The organism is Tenacibaculum skagerrakense, assembly GCF_004345825.1.
GTDB classification, from domain to species: Bacteria; Bacteroidota; Bacteroidia; order Flavobacteriales; family Flavobacteriaceae; genus Polaribacter; species Polaribacter skagerrakensis.
Window position 1 is genome coordinate 252,924 of the sequence record NZ_SLXM01000002.1, and the last position, 12,316, is coordinate 265,239.

The 12,316-nt window shown below is 30.3% G+C and carries 9 protein-coding genes; 6 read left to right on the forward strand and 3 right to left on the reverse strand.

What is annotated here, in order from left to right:
- The first annotated feature begins 6 nt into the window (after window positions 1–6).
- Window positions 7–1,068, forward strand: a complete 1,062-nt coding sequence (locus EV195_RS05480) for an AMP-binding protein (protein ID WP_132793764.1) — start codon at window positions 7–9, stop codon at window positions 1,066–1,068.
- Between the two features lie 12 nt (window positions 1,069–1,080).
- On the opposite strand, the gene EV195_RS05485 is transcribed toward EV195_RS05480, so the two are convergent.
- Complete coding sequence (locus tag EV195_RS05485) at window positions 1,081–1,680, reverse strand: hypothetical protein (RefSeq protein ID WP_132793766.1); 600 nt, start codon at window positions 1,678–1,680, stop codon at window positions 1,081–1,083.
- A gap of 194 nt (window positions 1,681–1,874) precedes the next feature.
- Between EV195_RS05485 and EV195_RS05490 the strand changes: the two genes are divergently transcribed.
- Entirely contained in the window at window positions 1,875–3,899 is a 2,025-nt protein-coding gene (locus EV195_RS05490; protein WP_132793768.1) for a vWA domain-containing protein, read from the forward strand.
- Between the two features lie 16 nt (window positions 3,900–3,915).
- Here EV195_RS05490 and EV195_RS05495 read toward each other — a convergent pair whose 3' ends face one another.
- On the reverse strand, window positions 3,916–5,043 hold the full coding sequence (locus tag EV195_RS05495) for a PepSY-associated TM helix domain-containing protein (protein WP_132793770.1): 1,128 nt from the start codon (window positions 5,041–5,043) through the stop codon (window positions 3,916–3,918).
- Between the two features lie 60 nt (window positions 5,044–5,103).
- Window positions 5,104–7,527: a TonB-dependent receptor gene (locus tag EV195_RS05500; protein WP_132793772.1), complete on the reverse strand. Its 2,424-nt coding sequence runs from the start codon at window positions 7,525–7,527 to the stop codon at window positions 5,104–5,106.
- Between the two features lie 189 nt (window positions 7,528–7,716).
- On the opposite strand from EV195_RS05500, the gene EV195_RS05505 reads away from it, so the two are divergent.
- From EV195_RS05505 to EV195_RS05520, 4 genes are all read left to right on the forward strand, one after another.
- Window positions 7,717–7,860 carry a YfbK domain-containing protein gene (locus EV195_RS05505; RefSeq protein ID WP_132793774.1) on the forward strand — a complete coding sequence of 48 codons (144 nt, stop codon included), beginning with the start codon at window positions 7,717–7,719 and terminating at the stop codon, window positions 7,858–7,860.
- A 311-nt stretch (window positions 7,861–8,171) separates the two neighbouring features.
- Window positions 8,172–9,122: a HamA C-terminal domain-containing protein gene (locus EV195_RS05510; protein ID WP_132793776.1), complete on the forward strand. Its 951-nt coding sequence runs from the start codon at window positions 8,172–8,174 to the stop codon at window positions 9,120–9,122.
- Between the two features lie 8 nt (window positions 9,123–9,130).
- Window positions 9,131–11,245: a DEAD/DEAH box helicase gene (locus EV195_RS05515; protein ID WP_132793778.1), complete on the forward strand. Its 2,115-nt coding sequence runs from the start codon at window positions 9,131–9,133 to the stop codon at window positions 11,243–11,245.
- A 205-nt stretch (window positions 11,246–11,450) separates the two neighbouring features.
- A complete protein-coding gene (locus EV195_RS05520; RefSeq protein WP_132793780.1) occupies window positions 11,451–12,158 on the forward strand; it encodes a hypothetical protein in 708 nt (235 codons plus the stop codon).
- The last annotated feature ends 158 nt before the right edge of the window (window positions 12,159–12,316 follow it).

Below are 12,316 nucleotides of genomic sequence, written 5' to 3' on the forward strand. Positions count from 1 at the left end.
TTTACAATGAGTTTTTTAGATATTCATCCAAGTTTTAAGCTGAATGGTAAAAGCTTTAAGAGTAAAGAAGAACTGTTATCTTACGCTTTACATGTATCAGATTCTTTTAGTACTTTTTTTAAAGAATGGTTTGATAAAAAAGAAGTGCTAATTGTTAATACTTCTGGTTCTACGGGAACTCCGAAACCAATTCAATTAAAAAAGGAATATATGAAAAACTCAGCATTAGCAACTGGAGAGTTTTTCAATATAAAGGAAGGTGCTTCAGCGCTTTTATGTATGTCTACAGATTATATAGCAGGTAAAATGATGCTTGTTAGAGCGATGGTTTTAGGTTGGGATATAGATGTTATTGAACCAATTTCAAACCCGCTTTCTGTAAATAAAAAGAGCTATGTTTTTTCTGCAATGGTTCCCCTACAGCTTCAGAATTCTATTAAAGAAATAGATAGGGTAAAACTACTTATTGTAGGAGGAGGAGTGGTTTCGGAAACACTTCAAAGTCAGATTCAAAATATAAAAACAAAGGTTTTTGCTACGTATGGAATGACTGAAACTATTACTCACATTGCTGTAAAAAAACTGAATCATATTGAAGAAAGAGCTTCATTTTATTGTGCTTTACCAAATGTTGAAATTTACATAGATAATAGAAGTTGTTTGGTAATTAAAGCACCAAAAGTTTCGGATGAACTAGTAATTACTAATGACGTAGTACAATTGGTTTCAGAGAATGAATTCGAATGGCTTGGTAGGTATGATAACGTAATTAATTCGGGAGGTATAAAATTGCACCCAGAAATAATAGAACATAAGCTTTCTAAAGTTTTAGGTAAACGATTTTTTACAATTGGAATTCCAGATCAACAATTGGGTGAAAAAATGGTGTTGATTGTGGAAGGAGATGAAAGTTTAGCTGATGAAAATGAGCTATTAAATACTATAAAACTTGAAGAATCAATATCTAAGTATGAGGTTCCTAAAAGGGTGTTTTTTGTGAAAAAGTTCATAGAAACTGAGACAAAAAAAATCCAACGTACAAAAACATTGGATTTAATTTTTAAATAAGTAAAGAGACTGTTATCTGTCAACGTCTAAGAACTCTTTAGTGTCAAACATATTTTGATAATCAGCTAACGAAATACCATAGGTCTCCTCCGTGTAATTCTCTGTTTTATCGATTTTGTAGATTCTACTTTGTTTTCCTATTTCAAATTTATTTTGCGCAAAATAAACAGAATCGTTTTCTACTCTGGTAATTTTTAAGGTAGAGTAAAAATCAGAAGGTTTATATTCGACAACATCACCAGCTTGAGGAGCTTTTATATATTCCACAACATCTTTTTCGTGTTGATTCACAGAATAAATTCCAAATGCAATAATTGCCGCTAATATTAAAGAACCAATCCAATAAGTAATAGGGGTTTTAACATTACGATTTACATTATCATACTTCATTCTTAATTGGTCGTTCATTTCTTTGGGTTCTAATGTAACCTTGCAATGGTCACATTCTGCAACTCCTTTTTTAGTTAAAGGAAAAACAGGAATCCAATATAAGTAGGCATATCTACCAAATATACTTGCAGTGTATGAAGTTTGTTGTTCACAGTGGCTACACTTAACACCACTAATTTTCTCACTCTTTAAGTGAGCCCCCTTGGTTCCGTAAAAAATCATGATTGATTGGTTTTTAGTTTTTCATTTTCGTTATAAATCTATGAAAAAAAGGAAATTAATTTTATTTTTTTTGCTTTTTTTTGATTTTGCTCATTAAAAAAAGAAGTTTACGTATCAAATGTATGAGTTCACTAATTCTAGGTTTGATAAACAAAAGATTGATTATAGTTTTATAAAAAATAAATGAAGTAACTATGATAAAAAAAATACTACTAGTGTTAATGATAAGTAGCTTATCAATAATACAAGCGCAAACAACAACAATTTCAGGAGTAGTTTCGGATGAAAGAGGTCCACTACCAGGAGTACAAGTAATAGTAAAAGGAACTACTCGCGGTACGCAAACCGATTTCGACGGTAAATATTTCATCAAAGCCTCCAATAAAGATGTTTTGGTCTTTTCATTTATTGGAATGAAGACTAAAGAAGAAAAAGTTGGAAAAAGAACGCTTATTAATGTTTTAATGGAAGATGACTCTAATACTCTTGAAGAAGTTGTAGTTGCTGGCTACGGTACTCGCTCTAGAAAACATAAATCAACGGTAACCTACAGTATATCAACACCAATGACAATTGCAAGTCCTTCAATTTCTAGAAATTCAAACAAAGAGATAACAAGTCCAAGTAAGAAAACTCCATTATACATTGTAGATGGAAAGCCAGTTTCATCAAAGTTTATTTCGGTGATAAATAGCATAGATCCTAATGATATTAAAACTGTTGAAGTAATAACATCAGAAAAAGCAACCAAATTATACGGTTCTTCGGCAGTAAATGGTTGTATTATCGTTACCACTAAAAAAGGAGGTTTTCGTGTAGAAGACCAAGATTCTTATGCTGAAATTAAAGAAAACCAGTTTGAGCATGTGTTTACATCACCGTTATCTACTTTTTCAATTGATGTTGATAAGGCTTCTTATAGTAATATCAGAAGAATGATTAACAATGGTCAAGAAATAACTGCAGATGCTGTAAAAATTGAAGAAATGATTAATTATTTCGATTATAATTATCCTCAACCACAAGGAGAACATCCTTTTTCAATCAATACTGAATTGGTGAAAACACCTTGGAACAATAATACTAAACTTGTCAAAATTGGATTACAAGGTAAAACATTCGAAAATCAAGAATTGCCACCATCTAACTTAACTTTTTTGATTGATGTGTCAGGTTCTATGGAATCTAGTAACAAATTACCGCTATTAAAAAAAGCATTCAAATTATTAGTTAATCAACTTAGAAGTGAAGATAAAGTTTCGATTGTAGTATATGCCGGTGCAGCTGGTGTAGTGTTAGAACCAACTTCAGGGGATAAAAAAGAAAAGATTTTAAACGCTCTACATAATTTAGAAGCAGGAGGTTCTACAGCTGGTGGAGAAGGAATAGAATTAGCATATAAATTAGCTGAAAAGAACTTCAAGAAGAAAGGAAATAATAGAGTAATTTTAGCTACTGATGGTGATTTTAACGTAGGAAGAAGTTCTAATAAGGAAATGGAAAAGTTAATTGAAGAAAAAAGAAAATCAGGAGTGTTTTTATCGGTTTTAGGTTTTGGTTACGGAAATTATAAAGATGATAAACTAGAAATTTTAGCAGACAAAGGAAATGGAAATCATGCCTACATTGATACAATGCAAGAAGCTCAAAAAGTTTTTGGAAAAGAGTTTGGAGGAACACTATATACCATTGCAAAAGATGTAAAAATTCAGGTAGAGTTTAACCCGAATAAAGTAAAAGCCTATCGTTTAATTGGCTATGAAAACAGATTGCTAAATGATGAAGATTTTATCGATGATACAAAAGACGCCGGAGAGCTAGGAAGTGGACATACAGTAACTGCTTTATACGAAGTAATTCCAGTAGGAGTGGAGAGTAAGTTTTTAAATAAAATTCACGATTTAAAGTACACGAAAAATTCAAATGGTTCTTTTCAAGATGAATTATTAACCGTAAAGTTTAGATATAAAAAACCAGATGGCAAAAAAAGCATTGAAATGGAAACTATAGTTAAAGATGTGGTTACATTGCCAAGTTCGGATATGAATTTTGCTTCGTCAGTAGCTTTGTTCGGGATGTATTTAAGAAAATCTAAATTTAAAAATGAAAGAAATCTTGAAGATGTAATCCGATTAGCTTCTAACGGAAAAGGAATAGATAAAGATGGCTATAGAAGTGAATTTATACGATTGGTTAAGTCTTACAACAATATTAATTAAAACAAGAAAGCACCGCTTAAGCGGTGCTTTTTTTCTTTTTATAATTACGTCCATACCATAATAAAAAACCTGTTACAGGTAAACTGGCGGTTAATAAGCTAATTAAAAAAGCAATAATTTTTCCTGCAATTCCACCAATAGCACCAATATGGATGTCATAATTCATTCGCTGTATTTTGTCTGCCAGCTTCGCATTTTCGTATTTTCCGTAGATACTAGTTGTTTCAATTTCTTCTAACGTATTTTGATCAAAAAACCTAAAATCAGAATCATAATAAAGTCCTTTACTATTTGAAACTTCTACATAAATACTTTCATTTTCAGTTTTTGGATAATGTAGCTCAAAACTTTCTGCATTTGGATTTTCCATAGAAAGTTTTTCGATTAAAAAATCCATAGGAATTTTTGTTTCTCTATCCTCAATGTTACGCTGGTTTTTAGGAATGATAAAACGTGCCTCTTTTTCGCCTCCTGTTGATTTATATACTACATACTTAAGCCAATTATAAGACATCATAGTACCTGTAAAAGCCAATATTAAGGCAAGTGAGCTAATGTAAAACCCAATAACAGTGTGTAAATCAAAGTTTTTCCGTTTCCAACGTGTGGTCTTTTTCCAATCAAACTGTAAACGTTGCTTTATATTTTTACGTTTTTTAGGTATCCATAAAATAAACCCTGAAATGATAATTAAAATAAATACTAGAATGGAAATTCCGACAACTTGTTCACCAATTACTTTCGGAAGCCATAATCTCATATGACCTTTTAATATAAAAGCAAAAAAACCCGAAAGGTGATTTTCAACTTGAATCACTTCACCAGAATAAGGGTTTAGGAAAACACTTTGATAAAATTCTGGCTCAGCATCGTAAAAGATTACTTCAATAGCATCGTCTTTTTTTTTGAAAAGCGTTCCGTGAATTGTATTGTTGGGGAAAACTTTTTTAGCTAATAGCTTTGCTTTTGTTGGTGTTAAGATGGAGATGTTTTGTGGAGTTACCTTTTTATAATCGTCATAAAGACTTTCTATTTCGTCTTTAAACGCCCAGCAACATCCTGTAATAGCTACAATAAAAACAACTAAACCAGTTGTAAGTCCCAAAATTTTATGAAGTAGGAAAATATTTTTTTTGATGGACATTATTTAAAAATTAAAAAAGAGTAAAGCCTTTTATAGCGTTTACTCTTTTTAGTTAACTAATTAAAATTGATATGAAATGTTTGCTAATAATGTTCTAGGCTGTTGTGGATTTATTGTGGACCAACCTTTATAATACTCTTTATTAAAAGCGTTATTTAATTTTAACCCTATTCTGTATTTTTCTCCTTGATAAAAAATAGTTGTGTTTGCAATAGTATAACTTGGTAACATAAACTCTCCAGTAGATTCGTAATTAATAGCAAAACGTTCACTTGCTCCGTTAAACCCAAATCCTATTCCAAAACCCTCTAAAGTGTTTTCCTGAAACTCATAGTTAGCCCAAAAGTTATAAAGTGTTTCTGGACCAGCTTCAAGTGGTCTTTTATTTAAAATTTCTGTATTATCTGTTTTAGTTGTTTCGCTATAGTTGTTACTAAAACCAGCTCTAATATTCAAGCCTTTAATTGGGTTAGCATTGATTTCAATTTCTAAACCTTTACTAACAACTTCACCACCTTGAATTTTATTAAAAGGAGAGGATGGATCTGTAATAACTCTATCTTTTACTTTAATGTCATAATAATTAATAGTAGCATTTAATCGGTTGTTAAAAAGGTTTGTTTTAATACCAAACTCAAACTGATTTGCTTGCTCAGGATCAAAGGTTTTTAATGTTTGCGGGCCTTCATTTGGATTCCCAACTAACTGTGGAGCTACGTTTGTAAATCCGTTTTGATAATTTCCAAAAACTGAGAGTTTTTCTTTAATTGGTTGGTATAGTAGTCCAAACTTTGGAGATAAAGTTGTTTGGGTAAAATCATCATCAATGCTTGCTAAATCACCTTCATTATCAAAGTGATCTAATCTTAAGCCTATCATTGCTGAAAAGTTATCGGTTAAGTTTAACACATCAGATGCATATATGCTGTAAATATGATATCTGGATTTTATATTACTTACACCTTGAGAAGCTAATACTGCATCAACTCCAGAAGTTGAAAGCGGATATGTATCATTTTCTACCTCTGGTGTAAATGGATTATCTCCATTAGAGTCACCGTTAGGGGTTATGTTTCCATAAAATGCATATCCAGTACTATTGTTTGTTTGAGTTTCATTAAAGTAATCTATACCTACAACTATTCTATTTCGTAGAGAAGCGATTTTGAAATCACCAATAAAGTTTTGTTGAATGTCTGTAGTTTGCGTATTAGCATTTTGTTTATTAATAAAACGAGAATAGGTATTACCTCCCAAAATTCCGTAATCAAATAGGTACGAATAATACCCTTTTGTTGATGTAGAGCTTTTTGAAAGTAAAGTTTGAGATTGCCAGGTATTTGATAATTTATAATCCATCTCAATTCTATAATTCTGAGTAGGATTATGTAGGCTTAAATCATTGCTGGTAAAAGATAAGCGATTATTATAGCCAAGCTCATCTAGATTTGATGCGACCGTTGGAGAACTCCTATTTAGAAATAAAAAGGTAGGATTTGTTTGTTCTGCCTGGGTAATTTCTCCGTAAAAAGAAAAAGAGAGTCTATTACTAACTTTATATGACAAGGATGGGGCTACAAAAAATGATTTTCTAAATCCAGCATCTTGAAAACTTTGTTCGGTTGTGTAAGCAGTATTTAATCTGAAATATAAATTATCTTCTTTACTTAAGGCAGTGTTATAATCTCCTACAATTTGATTTAGTCCATAGCTTCCTGAAGTGAAAGATAGTTCTCCTCCAGTTCCTACATATGGTTTTTTTGTAACCACATTTATAAGTCCACCATAAGAACTTACAGCATTTCCAAATAAAGTAGCCGAAGGTCCTTTTAAAACTTCAATACGTTCGATATTTGCTGGGTTTATCGTTCCGTTTGTTAAACCAGGTAATCCGTTTACTAGTTGAGGCTGAACAGAAAAGCCACGAAGTGAATAATAACCAGCACCGTCACCTCCACGACCCGTAGAAGTCCAAAGTTGTTCAACACCAGTAGCATTTTTAAGAGCATCATCAAAATTTGTAACTATTTGTGATTTTAATATTTCATTGGTTACCGTGCTATAAACCTGTGTGTTTTCAATATCTTTTAATGGAAGTTTAGCAACATAAGCAGTTTTCTTTCTAGAAAATTTATTAAGACGCTCTCCTTCAATAACAATTTCACTTAAAATTTCATTTCCTTCGTAAAGTGTTATAGTTTCTAATTTTATGTCTTGATTGTTAGAAATTGATACATTAATTTCTCTTGTTTTGAAACCCAAATAGGAAATTAAGAGTGTGTAGTTATCGTTTTCTAGATTTGATAAGATAAAGTTTCCATCTTCGTTAGTAAGTGTTCCTTTAGTTGTGTTTTTTAGGGAAACGGTTACACCAAAAAGAGGTTGTTTATTGTAGTTTTTTACAGTTCCACTAACTGTTCTAGTTTGTGATATCACTACATTAGTTAGTAGTAATAAAGGTAGTATCAGTAATAATTTTTTCATTATGTTTATTTAGACTTGATATAAATAATAATTTCAAGCAAAAATATAGTTGTCTTTTAATATGAGCAAATTATTTATAATAATTCTAAATAATAAATTTAAGAGAGGTTTTAGCCTTGTTTTAAAACTCTCTAAATCAATACTTTGTGCTTCTAGTGGTTTTATGTTTCAGAGTAAGCTTTGTTTGGAATGTATTTAAGAAAATCTAAATTTAAAAATGAAGCTAATTTAGATGATGTAATAAGACTAGCAAAAAATGGAAAAGGAATAGATAAAGATGGCTATAGAAGTGAGTTTATACGATTAGTTAAAGCTTATAATAATATTAATTAAAAAAGAAAAGCACCATAATTGGTGCTTTTTTGTTTTACGTTTTGAATAAGCATTATTGTGATTAGAAAAATGAGTAATATTTAAAAAGAAGATCACATTATCCTAATTTTCTATTTGGATAATGTGATTTTTAGTTTGTATGTAAAACTTTTTTAAATATATTTGAGACATACCCCGAAAAGATTTCACTAAAGATCACTTCTTAAAAATAATAACATTGTTGCTGTTATCTGGTAAATTATATTGGATAATGAGTTATTTGATAATGTTATAATATGTCGAGCATCATTAAAAGAAAAATCGAACATCAAATGAAATTAACTGAACCAAGCATAGATTTTGAAATTCTAATTGATGATTCATTTAGTAATTTAAAGTCCGAAAAAGAAATTGAACATATTGAGAACAAAAAAGTATTGAGCCTCATAAATGACTTTGCAGATGGAAAATGGCGATTCCGAAAGTTCCAAGAGTTTATATGGGATAACATCGCAGAAACAGCCCTCTCTTATCAAGATAGAATGGCTTTAATTGATAAATCGCATTCTACTCTTACTGAAGCAGCAAAAAAATTAAGATTAACAGACCTCTCAAAAAGTCAAGACGGACAAGGAAGCGAGCTAGCAGAAATTATTTTGTACGGTTTTATGAAACATCACTACAAAGCTTTACCAGTTGTGCCTAAAATTTTTTACAAACAAAATGTACAAGATAATGCTAAAGGTGCAGATAGCGTGCACATAGTAATTAATGATGATAAAACATTTACAATTTGGTTTGGTGAAGCCAAATTTTACAATAGTATAGAAGACGATAGACTTTACAGTATAGTCAACTCTGTTGAAAATTCATTATTATCTGATAAACTTCAAAAAGAAAATAGCATCGTTACAAATGTTTCAGATTTGAATGATTTTCTAGAGGAAGAAAAGGACTTATTGGAAGAAATAAAAAAACTTCTTTCTCCTAAAACTTCGATTGATGTATTAAAGCCAAAGTTACATATACCTATCCTTATGCTTTATGAATGTCAGATAACTGCAAAAAATAACTCATTGACTGAGGATTACAAAAGTGAAATCATTAACTATCACAAGGAAAGAGCAGAATCATATTTTAAAAAGCAAGTGAAAAAATGTAGTAAGTCAATATTTAAATATTCAGAAATACATTTTCATTTGATACTATTCCCTGTTCCAGAGAAAAAGCCTATCGTTGATAAATTCATCCAGAATGTACAACATTATAAAAATCAAGATTAGTTTACAATATGGATATTTTCGAAACCTGCCATAAAATAAATAATTATTTAATTAATAATGAAGAGTCAATAGCTAGAGATGAACTAATCAAACTTTTAGATTATCACCAACAAAATGCTATTCAATATTCAGAACTAGTAAATCATTTGATTAAAGAAACTGGCTTGTACCCATATATAGATTACGATAATGCGAGTTGGCAAGATAGATTTGTCTACGAAGTATTTAAAGTAGATACTGGGGATACAGAAATACCAACTCTACATAGAGAACAATCAAGTCTTTTAAGCAAATTAATTGAGGGAAGAAATATTGCTGTTAGTGCACCTACAAGTTTTGGGAAAAGTTTCGTTATTGATGCTTACATTTCAATCAAAAAACCAAAAAACGTTGTTATTATAGTTCCAACTATAGCGCTAACAGATGAAACAAGAAGAAGGCTTTATAAAAAATTTGCTCACGAATATAAAATAATCACAACTACCGAAGTTGAGCTTGCAGACAAAAACATTTTTATCTTCCCACAAGAGCGTGCGATTAATTATGTTGGTAAAATTGAACAATTGGATATTCTCATCATTGATGAATTCTATAAAGCTAGTTCAAAATTTGACGCTGATCGCTCGCCTACTCTTGTAAAAGCTATACTAAAGCTCGGTAAAATTGCTAAACAACGTTATTTTCTAGCGCCAAATATTAGTCATTTAGAAGAAAATCCTTTCACAAAAGGAATGGAATTCTTCCCGCTAGATTTCAATACTGTTTTTCTTGAAAAACATGATTTTCACGAAGAACTCAAGAATGATGAAGAATTAAAAAGCTTAAAATTACTTGGTATTCTGAAAGAGACACAGACTAAATCTCTTATTTATGCTGGGACTTATAAAAATATAGAAAGCCTTTCAACATTATTGATAGGAAGTTACGTTGAACAAGAACGGGAATTACTTAATAGATTTTCATCTTGGTTAAGTAAAAACTATTCGTTCAATTGGAGCCTTACTAAATTAATAAAGCGAGGGACTGGAATTCATAATGGTAGGCTTCATCGTTCTTTAAGTCAAATTCAAGTCAAACTATTTGAAGAACCTGAAGGTTTAAATAATGTTATATCTACTTCCTCTATAATAGAAGGCGTAAATACTTCTGCTGAAAATGTAATTATTTGGGCAAATAGAAGTGGAAAAGGAAAAGCAAGGCTAAACGACTTTACCTACAAAAATATTATGGGTCGTAGTGGTCGAATGTTTAAACATTTCATTGGAAAAATTTATATTTTAGATGTACCACCTAAAGAAGAACAAACTCAATTAGATATACCATTTCCAGAAGAAATACTTGGCGATTTAGATGAAAAGAAGTTTGCAAAAGAGTTAACAAGTGAGCAAGTAGCCAAAATTATAATGTATAAAGAAGAAATGGCTTCTATCTTAGGAGAAGAAGAGTTTGAACGGTTGCAGGCTCAAAACATTTTCCAAATAAGTGATGCAGAATTAATTAAGAAAATCGCTTATGAAATGAAAAGCGACCCAAATAGTTGGAATGGATTAGGTTATTTAAATTCAATGAATACTCAAAACTGGGGGAGGATGCTATATAAAATAATTCGTTTACAACCAGGTGGTTGGGAGGCAAGTTATACTCAGTTCGTAGAGTTTGTCAAGATTTTAAAATATAATTGGTTTAAACCTATACCAAAACTTTTAAAAGAATTAGAACCTTACGAGATAGGTATTGATGATTTTTTTAAACTTGAAAGAAAAGTTACTTTTAAATTAACCTCATTGTTGAGTGATGTCAATGTATTACAAAAAGAGATACTAAAGGATAAAAACTATGACATTTCACGCTTTGTTTCTTTAGCATCAAGTGCATTTTTGCCAACAGTTGTTTATCAACTTGAGGAATTTGGTTTACCAAGAATGATTTCAAGAAAAATACATAATGAAGGTCTTATTGATTTTCATAGCAAAGAACTAAAATTACACGATGTTTTAGCAAATCTAAATGAAATTGGTTTTAAACGAATTTCAACAATTGAAGAAATGGATAATTTTGATATATATATATTAGAATATTTCTTTAATGGAATAACCGTTCGGAATAATAACGATGCCCACTAACCTAAATAAAAATAGCGGTTTAATCACTTAACAAAATAAAGTAATTTTAATAAAGATCTGTGTTTAGCCGAAAAGTAAGTGTGTGAAAATCCGCTACTATTCTTATGCTAGAGCGTTGCCAATAATTTAAAAAACCGAATAGACAATTGAAAATACTTACTAGTAGGTATCGCTAACTAATATATTACATCATTAATTTGAAATTATGGATATAAAAGAAAATACAAATCGAATTGATTTGCTAAAATGGTTCATCAACACAGTTGTTATTGGGTTGTTAACTTTCTTTTTCACTTGGGTACTTAATGAGAGAAAACAAGGTGTGGAAGAAATAAAAGTGTATAACACTTATGTAGAATTGGTAACCAAAGTAGATGGGTTAGCTGAAAGAAGGCTTTTAGCAGAATTTTTTTCTAATGTAACTGTAAGTTCCAAATTAAAAGAAGGTTGGGAAAATTATTATAAAATTTTAGACAAACAATACAAAATTGAATTAGCGAAACAAGATTCAATTATAAATAAGATAGATGCATCAACTATTGAAGGAAAAGCAGCGTTAGAGAATGCATTATCAGTTAAGAATAAAATTCAAAATACAGGATTAACTTCGCCAATAATACAGAACAATAAAGACACTAATTATGAACTTGCTTTAAAAAATGAACTTGAAGGGTTTATGGCAGTGCTTGATAAGAATATAGAAGACGCAATTACTGCTTTTTCACGTTCTGAAAACGCTTATAATTCTTTTCACCAAGTGTATGAAATAGGGAAGTATTTAAGAGAGAAAAATAAATCGAACGATATCAAAGATGATAATTTTTGGAAATCGATATATAAAGATTTGTTAGATAAGTATAGTTGGAAAATGCCTCAATCAATAAAAGAAGAACTCATCAAAAAAATTAATTAAATGTTAAACAGCATTTATTAAGAACCAAGAGCTATAGATTTATCAATATATTTGAGTCATATCACGAAATATAATTTAAAAAAAACATTGTTCCTAGTATCTGGTAACTTACCTTGAGTAATGGAGTTGTTGTTTAGGTTATACTATGTTACTCATAA

Bases quoted from the DNA above. Each gene is read 5' to 3' on its own strand.
- EV195_RS05480 (WP_132793764.1), top strand. From the start codon at position 7: ATGAGTTTTTTAGATATTCATCCAAGTTTTAAGCTGAATGGTAAAAGC.
- EV195_RS05485 (WP_132793766.1), bottom strand. From the start codon at position 1,680: ATGATTTTTTACGGAACCAAGGGGGCTCACTTAAAGAGTGAGAAAATT.
- EV195_RS05490 (WP_132793768.1), top strand. From the start codon at position 1,875: ATGATAAAAAAAATACTACTAGTGTTAATGATAAGTAGCTTATCAATA.
- EV195_RS05495 (WP_132793770.1), bottom strand. From the start codon at position 5,043: ATGTCCATCAAAAAAAATATTTTCCTACTTCATAAAATTTTGGGACTT.
- EV195_RS05500 (WP_132793772.1), bottom strand. From the start codon at position 7,527: ATGAAAAAATTATTACTGATACTACCTTTATTACTACTAACTAATGTA.
- EV195_RS05505 (WP_132793774.1), top strand. From the start codon at position 7,717: ATGTATTTAAGAAAATCTAAATTTAAAAATGAAGCTAATTTAGATGAT.
- EV195_RS05510 (WP_132793776.1), top strand. From the start codon at position 8,172: ATGAAATTAACTGAACCAAGCATAGATTTTGAAATTCTAATTGATGAT.
- EV195_RS05515 (WP_132793778.1), top strand. From the start codon at position 9,131: ATGGATATTTTCGAAACCTGCCATAAAATAAATAATTATTTAATTAAT.
- EV195_RS05520 (WP_132793780.1), top strand. From the start codon at position 11,451: ATGGATATAAAAGAAAATACAAATCGAATTGATTTGCTAAAATGGTTC.